Origin of the sequence: Brevibacillus sp. 7WMA2 (assembly GCF_010748895.1) — a bacterium.
Taxonomy (GTDB): Bacteria; Bacillota; Bacilli; order Brevibacillales; family Brevibacillaceae; genus Brevibacillus_B; species Brevibacillus_B halotolerans.
Map to the genome: position 1 here is coordinate 1870884 of NZ_CP048799.1, position 20287 is coordinate 1891170.

The window sequence follows — 20287 nt, forward strand, 5'->3', positions numbered from 1 at the left end:
CCTCATTTTTAATCCAAACAGTGTTTTGCAGTAACCCCCCTAGTTATCTTCAATGAATAGCTGAACAACGGCTATATAATTATTTCCCTACTGGGTTTCGAAAAGTTTTCCGTGCAGCTTATTCACATGTTCGATAACTACTTTTCCAATAAAAAATTTTTTCCCCTTTGAACGCAAGGGCATGATAGACTTGAATGGAGCATTTTTTAAATGCTTGGAATATCGCGGTGTTCCTAAGCTTTCTGAGGGCATATGGGAACATCCCGTTTTATTTAAATTCCTTCTCTCGACATCTATCATCGTCCCAAACTAGCATCCTCAACTCCTTTTAGAAAAATCTGAAATTGAAGTGAGGGAAATAGCAGTTCGAGGCGAGTCACCTCTCACTAACCTTTTTTTAGGAAATTATGTTGTGCTTTTATCTTTAGTCTCCAGAACCCAAACCCGTAAAAAAATAATAACAGAAGCAAACTAACTAACCAGTATCTTGTGTCAATTGCATAGATTAAACCAGACAGAAGACCGCCATTTATTGGCTTGAATATCCATTTGTTTTTGAAGATATCGTATAAAGTAGTGATAAGCATTAAACCAAATGCGATATAAATATAATTATTTGCCATGACGATCGCCTCTCTTTTATCTAGATTTCATCATAAAACCGCCACTGTATACTCTAAAAATAACACCATTTCCTTTATTTTTGTTAGAAACTAGGGAAGCCGCAGTTCCAGCAATAGCACTGCATAGTGCAGATGAAGCAGCAGGAAGAGGACCCATAAATAATGACAAAATTACAGAAGCTACAGCAGTAACTCCAGTGGCAACAATTAAAACATCAACAACTGCCCTAGTATCATCATCATTTGCGTAAAACCAGAGACCGACATCCCAATTAGGGTTATCATATATATAGGTTTGCTTTGATTTTCCTTGATATTTAGTTGAATCTTCATGCTCTGGAGGAATAGCAGACGGAGATAGTTCATTGGATGGCTTGTCGCTAATTACTCTTTCCTTTATTAATTTATTTGCTTGTCTAAATGTATCCTCCATTAATGCATAGGTTTCTGTTGGAATATTTTCTCTAGCCTTATCTGTAAAGTAGTACCCCTTATTACCTACAGAGTAATACTGCTTATAATCGTCCAATCCCTTAAAAAGTAGTTTTGCATCTTCAGATTCCATTATTTCATGAATTTTTTCAGCAGTTTCATTGGGCAAATTCAATTTATTTGTAGCTTGTTTAATATTGCTTGTGTGTGCAGAAGTAGGGACTGCAAAATACAATGAAGATGTGAAAATTGACAAGGAGAGAGCAACAAAAATCGATTTTTTCAAAATAAATACACCTCTTTCAAAATTATCGTATTTTTATGAATATCACAATAAACTTATTGGAGGTCTAGTTGTCAGTACTAACACGCTGAAACGTTCAAATCTCTTCCCTTCCAGTCATCAATTAATACCCTTTAATATTGACTAACCGATAGTTATTTTTTAATATGCAACAAGGTATTCATCTAGTTGCTGACTCAGTTGCAACACTATTGGGCTTGAAAATGAGCCTTCTTTGAAATACAACATCTCTAATTCTTGACGGAGGAGTTCAATATTTTTTTGTAAGTCATTTCCTAGTTGAGAATTTTCTGTTTTCACATTCTGTAGATGAGTGGTAAAATGAGTTTGAGTAACATTTTTTGTTGCTCAAGGTGGGGGCGTTCCGATTGTCTGCAAACTAACGGGAACGCTCCTTTTAGTTGACATATCATATAGACTAAAGGTAGCACCTCCTTTCTTCCTCCTGAGTATTATTTTCCATCCTGTTCTAACTTTTCCTTTAAAATCCATTTAATTGAAACGTTTTACAAATTACGACAAAAGTTGATTAAAAAAAAACACCAATTATTGGTGTTAATAGCCGGGATCATAATGATTCTGCTGTATAGTGTAAAGCCCAATTTTTTGTGTGGTAGCATTACTATCGCTTGTAGGGGATTCTGTAGAAATAAAACAAATTATAGCCAAAGCCAACGTTAATATTGATATTAATTTTTTCATTTAAGCCTCTCCTTCCTAATTCATTTTATCGCTTGCAATCCCATTATATACCTTTTTTAACTTTTCGAACAATAATTCCGATTGAGAACGCAAGGAGTGATTTGAAAGTATTTCATTCATGCATTTTACAATTTCTTGATATGCGTTAACCTCTCCATATGCTTTCAAACTTTCAGTGTAACTAATTATACCATCCTCGAATAAACCCATGCTTACTTGATAATTACCCTTGAACAAATAGTACCTACCAAGTGAAATTAGTTTATATGGTGTCGAGGTACTAAACAGTAAACTCTTTTCATTTGCGAATATCTCAGAAACAGAGTCTACATCTTTTAATTCAAAATAGATTTCTAGTAGTTCATTAACTACATGTATTCGAGCGTGCTCGCTAATATTTTGTAGAGATTCTTTTAGTAACGGGATAGCTTGATCATACTCTTTCTTTTTCGATTTTACGATTGCGCTTTCTAGTTTTGTTGCTTCCGCAACAAAATTATGCTTAAACCCCTTAAAAATCTCTAGGTGTAATTCTACTGTGGAATAGTCGCCCAAATCGGAATATGAGTTAATCATAGCTAAATATGCTCTAGCCTTCAGCTCAGTATCTTTTTTTTCAAGAGTAATTCCAGCTTGACATAGTTCAATACATGTTTCGTATTTTTTTATAGCATATGCTTGAAGCGCCATTCTAAAATATAAAATGATCCGCTCCTCTTCAGTCAAAAAATCTGCATAGTGAACAACCTCTTCACCAATTTTAAATGATTCCTCCATATTTTTTAAATCTTGTCTTTCAATTAGGTATTTTTGTAATGACGATTTTGCTATGTACATGGGAATGCCGTGTATTCTTGCATATTTAATAATTGTATTGTATAGGGACAGTCTAATTTCATTGTTTACAGTTTTATTAGCAAGTTTATTTATATGTTCTAATAATGCAAATGTATCCTCCTTGGAATTTTCAAGAAATTTTATAGCAACCTTAGCCATCAAAGTAGGATTCGAAAGTTCAATGCATAATGATAAAAAATCATCAAAAACTTCAGCCCGATGTTCTACTTTGATATACCATTCAATGATTTGTTCGCATGGGATATCTAAAACATCTGCGATTGGCTTTAAAGTTCTTAATTCTGGACGCTTTGTTTCATCATTTTCAATCTTCGATAAAACCCCTTTGCTAATTCCTGTCATTCTCCCTAATTCCGACAAACTCAAGCCCGTATCTGCTCTTTTCCCTCTTATCAGTTCCCCCAATGTTGTGAAAGTTAGACTGTCAACCATGTCAATTCCCTTCCATAATTTATATATAATTGCATTTATTCCTTTATTAATCTTAACTTGACTCTAACTATATTGTATATTTTTGTAAATAACAATAAAAATTATTGGATTAAATAATTTTTATATTTTTTACAACAAGAAAGGTGGTTTTCTAAATTTAAAACCTTATAAATCTACTCTATTCGCTGGAAAGGGAGTTAATTAATATGCACTTGCTTCATATAACTCTACGTTGAAAGGAACTTTTACCATATTCAGTAATCAAGTCTTAGAAGTAAAAATTGAGAATCTACACAGCATGACTGAAAATCCTCTTTTTTGATTTACATAGGGACTTAATAGTTTATATATTTATAACTTTCAAGCCAGTTATCAGCTTCATTTTGTGTATATTGAGATTTGGCTACCATCATTTCACCCCTCCATGGGTTGTCTGGTACAATGAAGAAAAAATAAGGAGGATCAGTATGAAACATCTACCGATCGCACTATTATTAGGCTTCGCTCTTCTCGTAACAGGCTGTGGGACAAAAACAGCTCCTGCTCCTGATCAACAACAAAATAACGCTGCTTCCGGGCAAACCGCTCCTTCCGACAAAAAAGAGGAAACCGCTAAAAAGCCTAGCAAACAATATGATAAGGCTCCTGAGTTGAAGATTGATCCAAACAAAAATTATGAAGCCGTTGTGGAGACTAACAAAGGGTCATTTACCATCCAATTGTTTGCAAAAGACGCTCCTAAAACCGTCAATAACTTTGTTTTCCTCGCAAACGATCATTTTTACGATGGTGTAACATTTCACCGCATCATCCAGAGCTTCATGATTCAAACTGGTGATCCAAAGGGAGATGGAACAGGCGGTCCTGGTTATTCCTTTGAAGATGAATTAAAGAATGGACACTTGTATGATAAAGGTGTTGTAGCAATGGCGAATGCGGGGCCAAATACCAATGGAAGCCAGTTTTTCATTGGTTCTGGAGATGATGTAAAGAACTTGGAGGGTCGACCAGACTATACAATATTCGGCAAAATAACAGCAGGTATGGACACCATCGACAAAATTGCCGCTACACCTGTCAAAGCAAATGCATTTGGTGAAAATAGTATGCCAACTGAAACCATTACCATACAAAAGATCACCGTTACAGAAAAATAAACATAAGGAAACCGCAAGCCCTTGGAATGCCTTTTGGCATGACTCAAGGGCTTTTTCCTTTTTCATCTATTTTTGCTACCTACATATACAGCGTCGTATACATCCCCATTCTTCCACTTTATTTCATACGTTTCCCATGGGAATTAGAGGTATGATAGCCAATCTTCGGGTTCATTTGTGGCAAAGTGAACCATTTGTTCTCCTTCCTCCCCTGTCTATTTCTGCTTTTTTTGATCATGTTCAATTCTGTTTTCTAGCTGGCTAACTCATATTTTCCCACTCACCTCTGTTCCCTTCATTACTTGTTCCATTGCGCTTTTATTCGACTGCACCTACTAAAAGCCTTTCCTTTCTCACTGCCTACTGCTCCCCCCACAAGAGAAAACTTCTTCCATTTCTATATCCCTATGCGTTTTTTCATGCATTTCCTCCCAAATTGGTTTCCAATATCCTACTATTGTCCTAGTCTTTTACCTACGACTAGAATGATTGAAGATCAAAAGACTCATCGGCATAAACTGAGGACAAAAAACAAAAGGGCGTTTACCTCTACGTCCTTTTCTATTACATGAAAAAATTGCCAAATTTGACGTGTGGTGAACTAGTCTAGCTCCCATTCGAACTTTAAAGGAGGCATTCTCTTGCAATCAATAAGGACATTACCTTTGATACGTATGGCTTTACACATTAGCCTTTTAGCAAGCGTTAGTGCTATTGCATTTTTCTTTACACCAGCCGGTGTAGCTGCTCCGGCCATCCAACCCGTGTCTGCAAACAAGACAGAAAAGCAAGCCGCTTCTTTGGCTTTTGCTCCTCAACAAAGTCCAGCAAACGTGGAAGTTGTAGAAGAGGTGCAAGCAGACAGTAATCAGAAAAACATTCAGAAAACGCAAGCTAAGCTCCAAAAAGCAGGGCTATATCAGGGGCCGATTGACGGTCGGTCAAGTGAGCAATTAGGACAAGCAGTAGCTGCTTTTCAACGCTTAAAAGGTCTCCCGGTAACTGGACTACTTAATGAAGAAACCTTCGCCCGGTTACAAAAAAGTAATTCTATTTCCGCGGAAATAGACATGCTAGAACGTCTAGTTTATGCGGAAAGCCGTGGTGAGCCCTATGACGGAAAGGTTGCCGTAGCAGCCGTTGTATTAAATCGAGTGAAATCAGAGCAATTCCCTGATACGATAAAAGGCGTCATTTTTGCTCGTAATGCATTTAGCGTTATTCAAAATGGACGATTATCCAGTGCTAAAAACAAAGAAACTCAACTAGCTGTTCGAGATGCTTTATTTGGAGATGATCCTTCTCGTGGAGCCCTGTATTTTTACAATCCAGATATCTCTACTTCTAGGTGGATTTTTAGCCGGATAACAACTGTCGTGATTGATAATCATGTGTTTGCTGTTTAGGTAAATAGGAGCAACATGTGACATCAGATGATTTTATTTTTCTTTTATTTTACCTTTATTTCCAATTTATTTTTGTTTGATATAGTAAGGCCTAATCAGTCGTTTCAAATTTGAGTTGGATTCTGAAGGCTTATTCTTCAGAGTACTTATCACATATTCGGTTATTCGGGTGAGAGCGGATCAATCGATTTGTAAGTATTCCTACTCAAAACCCCCATATTCTCTGCACACATTCTATGACGAATGAGTGCTTTTTTTTTACCATTTTGGCTCACGCTTTTTCTTTTTTCTTGTTACAATAAAGAGTTAGAAAGATAAATTGAAGCAGGAGTCAAGTATAGGGGAGGCAGAATATGCGTTTATACAGCCAGTTTACCTTAGCAGAACTACAAGAGGAAATGGAAACACTTCGGAAACAAATTGATGAGAAAAAAAGACAAAACGATCAGGTAAGCATTGGCATTCTTGAACAAAAATTTTTCATGGCAAAATCCTATTATCTAGGTACCAAAGAATTCCGTATTGGGAAATGCTATAAGGTACACGGACAACAAGAGCCTTTTATCATCGAGTATTTTAATGGTGTCTTTGCGTGGGGAACCTTTCAACATGACAGCGAGGCAGAAGCCGTGGGTTTTCCGGTCGGCATGCTAGAAGAATAATTTACGGGGAAAGTGAGATTATCATCATGGACATCACCAGTTTACTTCTATTGTTATTGCTAGGATTGGCAATTGTAGGTAGTAATAATGCAGTAGCGATTGCTGTTTCTTTTTTACTGTTTGTTCGTTTATTACAATTAGAGCGTGTTTTTCCGTTTTTAGAACAAAACGGTTTGCATATCGGAATTATTATTTTAACAATTGGCGTCATGACTCCGCTTGCTAGTGGAAAAATTACACCTCAAATGATTTGGAGTACATTTACCCACTGGCAATCGTTATTAGCTGTAGCGGTGGGAATTTTTGTTGCTTACTTAGGAGGACGAGGTGCAGGCCTCATGTCAGCGAATCCTGTCATTGTTACAGGCTTATTAGTAGGAACAATTATTGGGGTATCACTATTTAAAGGGGTTCCTGTGGGACCATTAATCGCTGCTGGTATCGTTTCGATGTTATTTCAGGTTCTACCAAAATAAGCATAAAAACAAAGCCTCCATCCATACGGGTGAGAGGCTGTTTTTCTAGTTACTGCATTTGCTGCATGTTCTCCTGCAAACAGGATAGGCTAATAGGTATCTGTAAAAGAAAGGATTTTGTACACTGCCATGTCTGCTTTTTCAAAAATAGAAATCCTAGCAAGCATTCGTCATCAGGTAAAGGAAGCCAATGCCACAAATATTACCCGCACGAATGCTTATCACTCCTTTTATAAGGCTTATCCTGAGATAGATTGGGCTCTGTTAGCTCATCTGGTCTCACGTAACGGCGGTTGGCAAATGACTGATTTACGCGGGGAATGGTTGCCCAAAATATTACCTCAGCAAGAAATAGAGGATTTTTTTATCTTTTTGGAGCGATGTAACTGGCTTATATTCCAAGATGCCTATCCCCAGCTATTACTATATGCAGCCATGCAGAAACATTCGCAGGATTTTTCAACATGGCTCCCTGAGCTTGGGGTTTCTGCATTTATGATTCCGATCTGGTCTCAATTTTGGCGTAGCATATCTCGATTCAAAGGAAAAGCATGGAGTCCTTTTGATTCATCTCTAAAAGATGAACGTAGACGACTTACCTGGGCTCTCATTATTAATGAGCAAAATTACATTCATCAGCGAGTCATTACCCATCCCCACTTTGTCACACATGTATTAAAACGATTAGATTTTACCTTACCCGAAATACTTTCCTTGCAACAAGTCCTATTCCCTTACCAAATCTCGTGCAGCAATGCCTACGATAAAATGCTAGTGCTTAATCTAACACATTTTGAGAAGCTATCCAGCCGTATTCAGATCGGCAAAACCTTATATCATTATCTATTTGCGAATCCTGAACGTTTGAAGGCTATCTGTCGTTTTTGCGAAGAGGTTACGCATACAGGCTCAAGGGCTGATTATTGGCCCCATCGATTTACTTCTACGAAAGAAAACATACGTACTTCTGCCTTTGCCACTGATGAACCCTTCCCAGCCTACAGTCCTTGTTTACAACAAGTATGGTTACCCGTTCGCCATAAGGATGCCGGGGGAATAGACTGGTTTTGTGACATGTCCTGGTACGATAAATTAGAAGAAGGGGAACTGTTACCAGTAGAAGGAGAGTCTGAATATCAATCAGCATTGGATATGATCAAACAAGGCACTCATTGGTTTGCTCCGTTTTTGAAAATAAAGCAATGGCTACAATCCATTACAAAAGATCGTAATTTTTCAAAATAAATAAACCACATTCGTTACCAAACGATAGCTATTTCACAAAAAGGAGAGCAACCTGACGATAGGTTGCTCTCCTTGTGACAGAAGGCTTTATCTAAAAAAATGAGTAAAGCCTCTTGTCATCCCGCTGTATTGCTTTGGCCTATTTAGGCTGGGTCAATCCCAATTTTTTCGTGATGCTAATAAACGTCTTATAGGTTGCGTTCATTTCTTGTCCTGGCTTCAAGCTTTTTTTATAATCGCTATAATCAGCATATAAATCATCCATGCATTCTTCTAGTAGTTCTTTTTCAATTTTCGTTAGCATTTTTCTTATCCTTTCTGATTAGGACTGACGACTAGGTAGGTCTCTAATTCCCCTTGTTGATAGATGAAAGGTAACGGACATATGGGCACGTCACCTTTACTTGCGAAATGGTGTGTTACTTGAGCTAATAGTTGTGCGCCTTTATCATTAGCTAGATCGCCAATGATCATGACATCCTGGTGAGGAATAGCTGTTCCCAGTAGCTTCCCTTTCTTTTTCCCCTCAAATTCATGTAGGATGCCGGGCAATAAAATCCGACTCGCCGCATATCCGTCTTGTGCATTGAGAAAATGAAGCACATGCTCCCCTACCTGATCGCTTTTCATGGTATAAGGAGATGCCTCAAGATTATCCATCGCAAGGTCATGGAGCTTCTCCTGGGTCCATCCAGCTTGCTGCAGCATTTTCTCATCCAGTAGAATGTATCCATCCTCGCGATCTAATGCATAGGCAATTGTGGTTTCTGCTGTATGGGGATGGGTAATTAAGCTTTTTGCTCTAGGATGGTCGAAGAAAGATGAATGGCGCAACACTGGATACACATTCTGTTCATTACCCTCTAGCTTACTCGTATCTGTAGCTCCTTTTACCGCTGCCATGATATGCTGTACATAGCGATATAAAAGTTCACGACGGTTGTCAGGCTGAGCTTCCACCTGCTTATATAAGGCTTGTAGAGAAATGGAACGCTCATGGATCTCCTCTTTTATAACAGCTTGTAGCTCAATGTGCTCCCCGTCTAAAAGACAGCTCCAGCCCTCGGGTAATTCTTTCTCCAATAATTCTTTTACACGCTTCTGAATGGATTCACGGCCTTTTGGATTGTGTTGTTCTTGATCATGATTGTAGCTCATCTACTCACCTCTTTGTCTGATCGCTACTAGCATTATCTTTTAAAACAAATCGTTCCTACCAAGGTGGGGTATCATCTGAAGGTGCTAGTGCTGATGCTACTTCCATACTAGAGGTTTCTTCAGCGCTGTTTCCTTGGTATCCAGGATGAATGGCGGCTTCTTTAGCCCTTCTTTCAATGTCATCTACTAGCTCATGAAGAGATTTAGGCTTTAAAAATTCCACAGGAGAGAAGCCTTTCTCGAATTGCAGCACATCTCCCTCTAAGACAACAACATAACGGCCATTCACTTTGGCAATATTCATTTGTGTGCCATAATCGGACAGCATTGCTCTTACCTGTAGGTGATCCAATTTAAATTTCAGTTCGATCTCAGGTTGGTGCTCCGTAATGATGTTCATTGCTTCCATGACGGTCTCATGTTCCCATTTCTCAGCCAGCTCCCGTTTAGAACTCGCAGCTATTAGCTCGATTTCTTCTTCCTCCTGCTGACGCTGTGGTGAATCTTCTGGATAAGTATATTCAATATGCTGTTTTGCAAGCGAGATAACTTCTTGAGAGACAATCTCTGTGATCGTTCTTGGATACTCGATAAATTTGAGGAATTCTTCAAAATAGCGAGCATGGGAGAACTGATGAATTTTCACATGATAGATATCTACCATACCTTCTTCTTCCATGAAGGGGTACATAATTGATTTGATATTTTTTGCATTAATGGCCATTTCCACATTAGATATCAGGCTGTTTTCATCCGTGATCACCGCTGTTTTTTGCTCAAAATCACATTTTAACAGAAATAAGAATGAATCGTCGAGCCTGTCTAGCTTGGCTTTAACGATTATGAGTACGCCACCGCGAACTTGTGGTGTTTTGACATACGATTGTAGGAGGTCTAGCGAATGCGATTTGATATCTTCCTTAGCTGTGGAATGCAGCAAACGTTTAAACAACCCATAATTCGGATTTGAATCTAGCGGATGTCCAGGTTCTAGGATAAACTGCCCCAATTTCGTTGCCGCCGCATCATGTAAGGGATTTTTTTCTACTTTACGTTTCGCAATCTTGGTAAATTCTCCGTCAAGGAATGTTTTTAGTTCGCTTTGTTCATATTCATTATGGGAAAGAATTTTAGACATGCGTACCTGCTTCGTTCCCTCATCATCAATCTGCTCTAATACAAAAAAGGAAAGCCAATCGATACTAAAGTTCATAAAAATGTTTCTCCTTCTCTCTATTTCCCGCGTTCTAGCTATCAGAACTTGATTATAACAGATGATTTGCTTACATTGGAGATAAGGAGCAATTTTCATGAGCAGGTTAGTCCCCTAGGAGGAGAGAAAACATTGAGCAGTTTACCTTTTACTAGTATTATCTGGATCATTATTCTTGGGGTCAGTTTTTGTTTTTTATTCTATTTGCTATCTAAACGTCCAAAATAACCAGCTATAACCCTGTAGTAACGAAAAGAGCGGCTAAAAAAGCCGCTCTTTTTAACGTGGACCCTATTCGACAATCTCTTGTTGCTTTGCTTGTTCCATTAGCTCTTTTAATTCCTGAGCTTCTCTTTGCAATGTTTGGCGCTCCTGACTGGATAACCGCTCGCCACCAATCTGCCCATTTACCAAAAGCTTTTCTTCATACAGTCGGTTTTTACGCACAAGCCCTTCCCACCTTCCGTTAATAAGGAATGTTTGTACCCTACTAATGTGTCACAGTTAGAAGAGGCTTATGTACCTACTAAGAAAAACAAGCGCTCTTTTTAGAAACGTTTTCTTGAAGGACTGCGCTTACCTTGTGTACGATCTCCAGTTGAAGACTCAGGCTGTTTCGCTTTCTGTCCCACATTAGGCTTACGTGCCTCACCTGGATCAACCAAAGCCCCATGGGACATCGCTTTTTCTAGAATCGGAATTTGTTTTTGTTTCGAGAATTTTTGGATGATAAATCGTTGGTTAGGTAACACAATCGAAAAGACCAGTCCTGCCTTCCCCATACGTCCTGTTCTTCCGCTACGGTGAACATATGTATCGGCATCTGTAGCAGGATCATAGTGAATAACCAGCTCAACATCAGAAATATCAATACCGCGCGCGGCTACATCTGTTACGATTAATACAGGCAGTTTCCCTTCACGGAATTGCTGTAAGGCCCTTGCTCGATCCACTTTTGGCGTATCTCGATGAAGCAGTTCGCATTCTAGATGATGATACGTTAGCTTCTCTTTAATTTCATCAACCCGCTCGATGGTATTTAAGAAAACAAGTGTTTTTTTAGCATTGACCAAACGAATCAGACGACGAAGCGCATCCGCTTTTTTACGCCCTTCTTCTACTAAATAAAAATGAAGCACTTCATATTTACTCTTTGGAGCCTCTGTTGCAATGACTACCGGCTCGTGAGCCATGCTCTTTATTAAAGCTTGTGTTTGTTTAGATAATGTTGCAGAGAAAAACAAGCGTTGCGTATCACGCATTAAACGGCGCAATACATCCTGCACCGAATTAGCAAATCCGCGATCGAGCATGCGATCGGCCTCGTCGATTACTACACTTTTCACGGTATGCACTTTTAATTTGCGTATTTCTAACAGCTCTTTAACGCGCCCCGGTGTTCCGATAACAATAGCTGGATGGGTTTTTAGCTTGTCCAACTGGCGCTTCGCATCGACTCCACCAATCAGTGCGGCGGCATGCATTCCAATAGAAGCTAACAACTGTGTAGCCTCGCGATAAATCTGCATAACCAGCTCTTGCGTAGGTGCTAATACTAGTACTTGTAATTCCTTTTTTGTTTCATCTAAATTTTGGACAAGAGGCAATAAATATGCCATTGTTTTCCCTGATCCCGTAGGAGATTCAGCTATGACATCTTTTCCCTCTAGAATAACAGGTAAGGTTTGTGCTTGAATAGGAGTTAGCTTTTCATAGCCACGTTCCCTTAGAAATGTTACAATGGGACCTCGTGTAATTTGCATAAAATCGTTAGACACTGAAGAAATCCTCCTACAACCAAATAGTTCGTACAGATTAGCTTACCATTTTCTTGGCAAGAAGAAAACCCAAGGTATCAAATTCAATCTTTGCATCTCTCATCACCATCTATGTATGCAAAAGGCGATTTCTCAAAAAGAGTCATCGCCCTTACGTATCAGATTAGCCAGATTAGGAGTTAGAATCCACTCGTGTTTCGTGTTTTTCCATTTTATCATGGCGGTCTGTCTCACTATGCTGGTTATGAGTACCCGGTGGATTTTTTCTGTACTCTTCTACTTGTTCCTGAAATTCTTTATCAAATTCGCGCATAAACCTCACCTCCATATGTAGTTTACCCAGAATAAGAGAAAGCATGCTGATCGCTTCATTAGGGCCGATCCAATAAGTGCTGTCAATGGAATGCAAAAAGGTCGTAACCTTTTATCCACATGCGCGTCATATAAATGGAACTACCTCCTTACACCTAAAAATATCAGATTAAGCTAGATAGGAATGAGATACATGTCAGAGGCACCACTAACCCGTACTCGCAGTTCTAAAGATCAGCAACCCATGCGAAGATCAAAAAAGAGAAAAGCGAAACGAAAAAAGAAACTATTAGTAGGAAGTATTGTTACCTTCGTTGTACTAGTAGCCGGTTTTTATTTAACCCACGACTTGCGGTTGTGGCTTGCTGGAACGTTGTTAACAACTCAACATTCCAGTTGGGCTAAATATACATTGGTAGGAGAAGACGCCCTTAATTCTCTTCGTGCGGAGATTAATAATCCCGAAGCGATTAACTCCGTTTCACCTACAGAGGTAACTACTCCGCCTGGAAAAGAAGAAGAAAAACAAGAAGAAAAGCCTGTTCAAAAAGAGCTGACTGAAGTTGTTCCAGTAGAAAAATACTTCAATCCCGCTCATTACTTTAAAGGATACGTTATGAAGGTTTCTGATCCTAACCGAGTCCACTTGATTCAAACAACCGGTGCAAAAAAGAACCGGGGTAAACCACGCGGTGAATGGATTAGTGAATTCTCAGAACGAACGAATGCAATTGGTGGAGTCAATGCAAGCGGCTTTTATGACCCCAATTTTATGGGGTATGGCAGCCAAGCAGCTGGACTAGTGATCGTAGATGGAAAACTGCTTCAAGATTACAATCCATCCGGCGGGGACACCGTGCTTGGAATTGATTATAACGGCAAGCTAATCACAGGTCGTTATACCTCTAAAGAGCTGTTGAAGATGAATATTAGAGATGCTATGTCATTTCGACCACAATTGGTAGTAAATAGGAAGAATCTTTTTGCTGGAAAAGATCCGATTAGCTGGGGAATCGCTCCCCGTACGGCTGTAGGCCAGATGGCTGATGGCACCATCTTGTTCATTGTGATTGATGGTCGTCAAAAGCACTCTATTGGGGCTAGCATGAAAGATATGGCTGATCTGCTCGAAGAATATGGCGCTGTAAATGGAATGGCTATGGACGGCGGTACTTCTTCTATGATGGTTGATAAAGGCAACGTTCTTACAAAATCCGCAAATGGCGACCCACGTGGTCGTTGGTTACCAAACGCATGGATGGTATACTAAGAATAGGCATGTGAGTAGGTTAAAACAAAAAACCTCGGCGAGCTTGATAGCCGAGGTTTTGCTTTGTACAAATTCAATATAAGGAGGTTTTTCATATGGTACGTGTGTTATTTGTTTGTCTAGGCAACATTTGTCGATCACCCATGGCAGAGGCAGTTTTTCGTCATCATGTACAACGCGCCGGACTAGAGCCATTCATTGAAATTGATTCAGCAGCGATTGGCAGTTGGCATGTTGGAAATCCTCCACATGAAGGGACTCAACTAGTCTTAACGAAGCATAACATTCGTTTTGATACGATTGTTGCTAGACAAATTCGTTCTGCTGATTTTCAACAATTTGACTATATTGTATGCATGGATGATTCCAACGTAGAAAAATTGCGTGCTTTTGCTCCAGATGCTAAAAATGTTACCAAACTGATGGATTATGCTTCCGCTTATAAGGAAACAGAAGTCGAAGATCCCTATTTTACAGGTAGATTTGATTATGTGTATGAGTTAGTCGAAGCAGGTTCGATTGGTTTAATCAATCATATTCGTAATAAATACCATTTATCTTAATAAAGCAAGCCTGTGTCATTATTCGTTTTGTTTATTTGCCAAAAAAGCAGCCACTCCCGGAAAAAAGAGTAGCTGCTTTTCTTATTTAGGAAGGATTCCCCTGCTATTTATCCACTTTATTTCATTTCTAAGGCAAGACTATATGCTCAAAATAAGCAGGTGAAAACTCCTCCTTGTACGTTCTGCCTGTTAACACCAAATTGTCTAGTTGTTCCCTCAGCTTTTGTAGTTTGGTTTTTTCTAAAGCTAAATTAATAAGGGTAGCTCTGGCAATCTGACGTAATATCTGTATTTCTTCTTTGATTGTATTACCTAAATCCTTACCGCTATGAACCACTTCAGAACGATGGTTGTAGGAGCTTTTAATAAAATTGGCAATCCTAATCCTTTCTTCAGGTGTTTGCCCCAGATAATAAGCAATTCTTGTTCGTACCTTGTACGTAATCTCTCCCTTTTTACCATCTGGTACAAACAAGGACTCCAAAGCAATCCATAAATCTAATAACTCATCCTCCAACGATTTCTTTTCTAAAGCTAATAAATATCTGCGATACGGAACGGTTGGAAACGAGATATCTGCATTCATGAGACGCTTGAACAATCCCTCTATTTGATCGGTATATATAAACTTAGGACCATCTAATGAGCGTTTTAAATAATTAATCCCATACCGATTTTCTTCCATTGTTAATAGATAAGGGATCGAACAAACCCCTTCGCCATTCGCCATGTTTAAGCGATTCTCTATTTCAGCTATAAAAGGACGATCCTCTTTTACTTTTAAGGTAGGATACTCTGCATAGAGAAACAATGAGTTTGGTTTTACCTTCTCTTCAAAATGAAGCCGATTCTCGTTCATCTGTGGACGCAAGCGCTCATGACAAATCTTATACAAGGGCTCAAAGCCGGATACCAGAAAGAAATCCTCACTAAGCTGTATACGAAGTGGTTTATCTGTTATGGTATTAAATACGGGTGCAATCAAGGTTGGCATGATGATCCCTCCATTCGCCACGGCTTTATAGGGTATGACTCTTATAAAGGCTTCTGGCCGTTTTTACTTAGATGCTGATCCTTGTTCCTGACTCAAACGCTTAATGATATTTTCATTCTCAATCATATCCTCTTGCTTGTCCGCATACAACAATCCATAATGGGTTAGCATAGTAGAAATTTGATTATTATCCGTTAAAATGACATGCAGAACAGCTTTATTTTTGAAATCATAATACTCCAGAACTCTTCCTAGGTCGCGTGTTGGCGCTCCATATACCTTTTTGATATCCTCTAGAGTTAGTTGCTTTCCAGTCTCAAGATTTTTCATCAAATCTCCGCGTTTTAACATCACTTGGGCAGCTACTAATGTAGGATTAGCCGTTTTGGTAAAATATAAGGGGTAGGCTTTATTCCATTTTGCCCCTGTTAGTGGGTTGATCTTGATAAAAGCTACTTCTTGCTCTACTTCTGGATTTGGTCCATTCTCTTCTTTTAAATTGGTACGAAAATTACTTTTAATGGTCTTTTTTTCTACAGCAGGTCCATATATTTTTTCCATCTGAGCTAGTGTCGTTTTCCCAATCGTAGCTTGCTCTGTAAACTTGAGCTCAGCTGTGAGATCTATCTGATTAACCTTTATATCTTGGGCTTGTTCAGTAGGCGTAGTATTTGATTGATTTCCACTACAGCCTGTTACAAGTAATAAGCTAGCTAGCACTGCCATAAACATCGATCTTTTTTTCATGAAAATCTGTCCTCTCCTGTTTAACTATAATTCACAGCGTTACAAACACTTCCCTGTGCATGCGATACCAATTTCCCTCCCATACTAATCACGAAGGAGCTGATAAGGATGGCAAAAGATGATTTCTTAGTAGAAAATCCGCATCAAACATATAATAACCAATTTCAAGGCTTAGAACAAACCGGGAAACCTTTACCAGGAACCAAAAAGGTAAAGCAAAAGAATCATTCCCGTCAAGTTAAAACACGCGAAGGATAATCCTCTACTAACAAACCGCTTGTCCTTGGCCGGATTGGCGGTTTTGTTTATTTGTCCCACACGTAACGTCCATCAGTCCTATTGACCCACATTTTCCCATATGATATGGTAAAAGGGCAACTACATATGGATACGGGAGCTTGGATGAAGCCAGGCTGAGAGGGTGGAGAACTCTGCTACCGACCGTGAAACCTGATCTGGATAATGCCAGCGTAGGAAACGATCCCATACGAATGACTTCGTTTATTTCAGCATGTTTATTTTGTATGGATAAGAGCCGTCAGCCTTTGCTGTATGGCTCTTTTTTAGTTTGTCGCTCCTACCGTCCCTAGCTAGTTGCCAAATGATGTTGGGAGGTATAGCAATGTCTATTTTATCAACTCCGTCTTTTTTTCCAGCAAGTCGCAAGAGATATGTGACAGGCTCAAGGCCTGATCTACTGGTTCCGTTTCGTGAAATTATGCTTTCCCCTACTGTTGATCAGCAAGGGCGCGTTACTCCAAATGCTCCTTTGCAAGTGTATGATACGAGCGGACCCTACACAGATGAAACACTGTTTGAAACGATTGATCTAAGCAAAGGTCTTGCACCACTCCGCTCTCCTTGGATTTTAGAGCGGAAGGACACAGAAACATATGGAGTCTCCAAAAATCTTGCCCCTACAAAATCAAAGGCCGCTAACCCGCTTCCTGTTCAAGAATTTGAAAATCGTCCATCTCTGCGAGCACGTAAAAGAAAACGCGTCACTCAGCTGCATTATGCACGTAAAGGCATCATTACACCTGAAATGGAATTCGCAGCGATACGTGAGGGAATAAAGCCAGAGGTAGTACGTCAAGAAATTGCCAGTGGACGCGCCATATTGCCGGCTAATATAAATCACCCTGAGCTTGAGCCTATGCTTATTGGAAAGCAATTTTCGGTAAAAATAAACGCTAATATTGGAAATTCGGCTGTTCTTTCCTCCATAGAAGATGAAGTTGAAAAAATGGTCTGGGCAATTCGCTGGGGAGCGGATACCATCATGGATTTATCGACCGGTAAAAATATTCACACGACACGTGAATGGATTTTACGGAATGCTCCTGTACCAGTCGGAACTGTACCATTGTATCAAGCTTTGGAGAAAGCGGGAGGACAACCAGAGAATTTATCCTGGGAATTATACCGGGATACGTTAATCGAGCAAGCAGAACAAGGTGTGGACTATTTCACAGTACATGCTGGACTTTTGCTTCGTTACATCCCCCTTACCATGAACCGCGTGACAGGAATCGTTTCGCGAGGAGGTTCCATTATGGCCTCTTGGTGTCTTACCTATCATCAGGAGAATTTCTTGTATACACATTTCCGTGAGATTTGTGAAATTGCAAGTGCTTACGATATCTCACTCTCCTTAGGGGATGGTCTGCGGCCGGGGTCCATTGCGGATGCCAATGATGCTGCTCAAATGGCGGAATTAGAAACCTTGGGTGAACTAACGAAAATTGCCTGGGAGTATGATGTTCAGGTCATGATCGAAGGGCCGGGACATGTTCCTATGCACAAGATTAAAGAAAACGTAGACATTCAGCAGGATATTTGTCAGGAGGCTCCCTTCTATACGTTAGGGCCGCTTACAACCGATATTGCCCCCGGATATGATCACATTACCTCTGCCATTGGTGCTGCTATGATTGGCTGGTTTGGTACTGCGATGCTATGCTATGTAACACCGAAAGAACATTTAGGATTGCCTAATAAGCATGATGTAAAAGAAGGGGTCATCGCCTATAAAATCGCAGCGCATGCCGCCGATCTAGCAAAAGGTCATCCCCTTGCTCAAGCATGGGATGATGCGATGTCAAAAGCACGATTTGAATTTCGCTGGCACGATCAATTTCATTTATCATTAGATCCCGAGCGAGCACGCGATTATCATGATGAAGCCCTTCCCGCTGAACCAGCTAAAACAGCACATTTTTGCTCGATGTGTGGGCCGAAATTTTGCAGTATGAAAATTAGCCATGAGTTAAAAGGAATGGTTGATAACAGTCCATTGGCAGATAAAAGTACAGCAAGTCTTGAAGATTCTCTCATTGAAACAGGACTTTCTCAAAAGGCAGAAGAGTTTAAACGCTCTGGCTCTAAAATGTATACCTGAGCTCTTTTATTAGCTTGTATTACACAGTATACTGTACACCCTGTTTTCTTTTTCTTGTAAGCTAATATGATCTTCTTTTATGAGTAAAGAAAAAAGGTTGCTGGAATAAACCAGCAACCTTTTTTTATAGAAAGCAATTATTTTACCACTACGTGGATCGGACGACCAAGCGCCATTTCCGCAGCTTCCAATGTTACTTCGCCCAAAGTTGGGTGAGCATGGATAGTTAGCTCGATATCTTCTAATGTAGCACCCATCTCAATAGCCAAAGCTACTTCAGATACGATGTTAGAAGCATCTTCCCCAACGAATTGTGCACCGAGAACTACTCCTGTTTCTTTGTCAGCAATGATTTTTGCAAATCCTTCGCCGGCATTAACAGATAGAGCACGTCCGTTAGCAGCATAAGGGAAACGACCTACAACTACATCTAGACCTTGTTCTTTTGCTTCTCTTTCAGAGATACCCACACTGGACATTTCTGGATCGGAGAATACAACAGAAGGAATGCACTTGTAATCCACTTCAGCCGCATGTCCCGCAATTGCTTCAGCAGCCACTTTACCTTCATAAGAAGCTTTGTGAGCTAGCGCAAGACCTGGAACAATGTCACCAATCGCGTAGATGTGTGGTAGACTTGTACGACCTTGTTTATCTACTTCGATCAATCCGCGCTCGTTCATTTTCATGCCGATTGCTTCAAGACCGATATCATTTGTGTTTGGCTTACGGCCAACAGTAACTAGTACGTAATCAGCTTCAAAGGACATTTCTTCTCCTTTTACTTCTGCTTTTACGACTACACCGTTCTCTGATTCTTCCACGCCTTTTGCAAGAGCTTTGGTATGAATTTTCACGTTGTGTTTTTTCAAACGACGTTCAACTAGACGAGTCATGTCTTGTTCAAATCCAGGTAGGATATGGTCTGCACCCTCAAGGATTGTAAGTTCTGTGCCAAATTTAGCAAGAACTGTACCTAGCTCAACCCCGATGTATCCACCGCCGATAACTACCATGCGTTTTGGAATTTCGCCAAGACTTAATACCTCAGTAGAGGACAATACTCGCTTGCTCCATTTAAACGCTGGAAGTTCGAACGGACGAGAACCGGTTGCGATAATCGCATTGTTGAACTTGAATTTAAGGGACTCATTATCGTTATAAACGCTGATTTCATTCTCAGACAAGAAGAACGCTTCCCCAGAAACTAGACGTATTTTGTTTCCTTTGAACAAGGAAGCAACCCCGCCAGTCAATTGTTTCACGATGCCGCTTTTCCATTCTTGTACTTTCGCATAGTCAACTTTTACGTTTTCCATGGTAATACCCATGCTAGCGCCATGCTGTGCATTTTCATAAACGTGAGAAGCATGGATAAGAGCTTTTGATGGGATACAACCCACGTTCAAGCATACGCCACCTACGTTAGCACGTTCTACTACAACTACGCTTTTCCCCAATTGAGCTGCGCGGATTGCTGCGACATAACCACCAGGACCTGCCCCGATGACTACTACGTCAATTTCTTCTACGAATTCTCCTACTACCATGTTG

Annotated in this window: 22 protein-coding genes and 1 riboswitch; of the genes, 9 read left to right on the forward strand and 13 right to left on the reverse strand. The window is 39.9% G+C overall.

Features of this window, described 5'->3' with window-relative positions; translation table 11 throughout:
- Positions 1 to 639: 639 nt before the first annotated feature.
- From GOP56_RS06955 to GOP56_RS06970, 4 genes are all read right to left on the reverse strand, one after another.
- Complete coding sequence (locus tag GOP56_RS06955; RefSeq protein ID WP_003340634.1) at positions 640 to 1341, reverse strand: hypothetical protein; 702 nt, start codon at positions 1339 to 1341, stop codon at positions 640 to 642.
- A 159-nt stretch (positions 1342 to 1500) separates the two neighbouring features.
- Positions 1501 to 1659 carry an aspartyl-phosphate phosphatase Spo0E family protein gene (locus GOP56_RS06960; RefSeq protein WP_163245220.1) on the reverse strand — a complete coding sequence of 53 codons (159 nt, stop codon included), beginning with the start codon at positions 1657 to 1659 and terminating at the stop codon, positions 1501 to 1503.
- 255 nt (positions 1660 to 1914) lie between these two features.
- Positions 1915 to 2061, reverse strand: coding sequence for a hypothetical protein (locus tag GOP56_RS06965; protein ID WP_163245221.1), 147 nt, complete (start codon positions 2059 to 2061; stop codon positions 1915 to 1917).
- Between the two features lie 15 nt (positions 2062 to 2076).
- A complete protein-coding gene (locus GOP56_RS06970) occupies positions 2077 to 3351 on the reverse strand; it encodes a helix-turn-helix domain-containing protein (RefSeq protein ID WP_163245222.1) in 1275 nt (424 codons plus the stop codon).
- Positions 3352 to 3818: 467 nt separating this feature from the next.
- On the opposite strand from GOP56_RS06970, the gene GOP56_RS06975 reads away from it, so the two are divergent.
- From GOP56_RS06975 to GOP56_RS06995, 5 genes are all read left to right on the forward strand, one after another.
- Entirely contained in the window at positions 3819 to 4508 is a 690-nt protein-coding gene (locus GOP56_RS06975; RefSeq protein WP_163245223.1) for a peptidylprolyl isomerase, read from the forward strand.
- A gap of 641 nt (positions 4509 to 5149) precedes the next feature.
- The gene (locus GOP56_RS06980) at positions 5150 to 5914 is read left to right on the forward strand and encodes a cell wall hydrolase (protein WP_163245224.1); all 765 of its coding nucleotides are present in this window, start codon (positions 5150 to 5152) and stop codon (positions 5912 to 5914) included.
- Between the two features lie 353 nt (positions 5915 to 6267).
- The gene (locus GOP56_RS06985; protein ID WP_121474511.1) at positions 6268 to 6576 is read left to right on the forward strand and encodes a DUF1811 family protein; all 309 of its coding nucleotides are present in this window, start codon (positions 6268 to 6270) and stop codon (positions 6574 to 6576) included.
- A gap of 26 nt (positions 6577 to 6602) precedes the next feature.
- Positions 6603 to 7052, forward strand: a complete 450-nt coding sequence (locus GOP56_RS06990; protein ID WP_003340650.1) for a DUF441 domain-containing protein — start codon at positions 6603 to 6605, stop codon at positions 7050 to 7052.
- A gap of 129 nt (positions 7053 to 7181) precedes the next feature.
- The gene (locus GOP56_RS06995; RefSeq protein ID WP_163245225.1) at positions 7182 to 8297 is read left to right on the forward strand and encodes a DUF2515 family protein; all 1116 of its coding nucleotides are present in this window, start codon (positions 7182 to 7184) and stop codon (positions 8295 to 8297) included.
- A 139-nt stretch (positions 8298 to 8436) separates the two neighbouring features.
- On the opposite strand, the gene GOP56_RS23305 is transcribed toward GOP56_RS06995, so the two are convergent.
- The 6 genes from GOP56_RS23305 to GOP56_RS23315 all read right to left on the reverse strand — a co-directional run bounded on the left by GOP56_RS23305 (position 8437) and on the right by GOP56_RS23315 (position 12759).
- Positions 8437 to 8601 carry a hypothetical protein gene (locus GOP56_RS23305; protein WP_003335926.1) on the reverse strand — a complete coding sequence of 55 codons (165 nt, stop codon included), beginning with the start codon at positions 8599 to 8601 and terminating at the stop codon, positions 8437 to 8439.
- Positions 8602 to 8606: 5 nt separating this feature from the next.
- Complete coding sequence (locus tag GOP56_RS07000) at positions 8607 to 9455, reverse strand: DUF1444 family protein (protein WP_163245226.1); 849 nt, start codon at positions 9453 to 9455, stop codon at positions 8607 to 8609.
- Between the two features lie 55 nt (positions 9456 to 9510).
- Positions 9511 to 10668, reverse strand: coding sequence for a DUF3900 domain-containing protein (locus tag GOP56_RS07005; RefSeq protein WP_163245227.1), 1158 nt, complete (start codon positions 10666 to 10668; stop codon positions 9511 to 9513).
- 291 nt (positions 10669 to 10959) lie between these two features.
- Positions 10960 to 11115, reverse strand: coding sequence for a hypothetical protein (locus GOP56_RS23310; protein ID WP_003335923.1), 156 nt, complete (start codon positions 11113 to 11115; stop codon positions 10960 to 10962).
- A 101-nt stretch (positions 11116 to 11216) separates the two neighbouring features.
- Positions 11217 to 12446: a DEAD/DEAH box helicase gene (locus GOP56_RS07010; protein ID WP_163245228.1), complete on the reverse strand. Its 1230-nt coding sequence runs from the start codon at positions 12444 to 12446 to the stop codon at positions 11217 to 11219.
- A gap of 172 nt (positions 12447 to 12618) precedes the next feature.
- Positions 12619 to 12759 (reverse strand): hypothetical protein, encoded by a 141-nt coding sequence (locus tag GOP56_RS23315; protein WP_003340661.1) that lies wholly within the window; start codon positions 12757 to 12759, stop codon positions 12619 to 12621.
- A gap of 192 nt (positions 12760 to 12951) precedes the next feature.
- Between GOP56_RS23315 and GOP56_RS07015 the strand changes: the two genes are divergently transcribed.
- The gene (locus tag GOP56_RS07015; protein WP_163245229.1) at positions 12952 to 14028 is read left to right on the forward strand and encodes a phosphodiester glycosidase family protein; all 1077 of its coding nucleotides are present in this window, start codon (positions 12952 to 12954) and stop codon (positions 14026 to 14028) included.
- A gap of 95 nt (positions 14029 to 14123) precedes the next feature.
- Positions 14124 to 14591, forward strand: coding sequence for a low molecular weight protein-tyrosine-phosphatase (locus GOP56_RS07020; RefSeq protein ID WP_163245230.1), 468 nt, complete (start codon positions 14124 to 14126; stop codon positions 14589 to 14591).
- Positions 14592 to 14718: 127 nt separating this feature from the next.
- On the opposite strand, the gene GOP56_RS07025 is transcribed toward GOP56_RS07020, so the two are convergent.
- Together GOP56_RS07025 and GOP56_RS07030 are read right to left on the reverse strand one after the other, a co-directional pair.
- On the reverse strand, positions 14719 to 15585 hold the full coding sequence (locus GOP56_RS07025; RefSeq protein WP_022586241.1) for a HEPN domain-containing protein: 867 nt from the start codon (positions 15583 to 15585) through the stop codon (positions 14719 to 14721).
- A 63-nt stretch (positions 15586 to 15648) separates the two neighbouring features.
- Entirely contained in the window at positions 15649 to 16332 is a 684-nt protein-coding gene (locus GOP56_RS07030) for a peptidylprolyl isomerase (RefSeq protein ID WP_022586242.1), read from the reverse strand.
- Positions 16333 to 16440: 108 nt separating this feature from the next.
- On the opposite strand from GOP56_RS07030, the gene GOP56_RS07035 reads away from it, so the two are divergent.
- Together GOP56_RS07035 and thiC are read left to right on the forward strand one after the other, a co-directional pair.
- Complete coding sequence (locus GOP56_RS07035) at positions 16441 to 16590, forward strand: hypothetical protein (protein ID WP_003335914.1); 150 nt, start codon at positions 16441 to 16443, stop codon at positions 16588 to 16590.
- A 122-nt stretch (positions 16591 to 16712) separates the two neighbouring features.
- Positions 16713 to 16829: riboswitch (TPP riboswitch) on the forward strand.
- Positions 16830 to 16954: 125 nt separating this feature from the next.
- Positions 16955 to 18733: a phosphomethylpyrimidine synthase ThiC gene (gene thiC, locus GOP56_RS07040; RefSeq protein ID WP_163245231.1), complete on the forward strand. Its 1779-nt coding sequence runs from the start codon at positions 16955 to 16957 to the stop codon at positions 18731 to 18733.
- A 137-nt stretch (positions 18734 to 18870) separates the two neighbouring features.
- Here thiC and lpdA read toward each other — a convergent pair whose 3' ends face one another.
- The gene (gene lpdA, locus GOP56_RS07045; RefSeq protein WP_003335911.1) at positions 18871 to 20283 is read right to left on the reverse strand and encodes a dihydrolipoyl dehydrogenase; all 1413 of its coding nucleotides are present in this window, start codon (positions 20281 to 20283) and stop codon (positions 18871 to 18873) included.
- Positions 20284 to 20287: the final 4 nt, after the last annotated feature.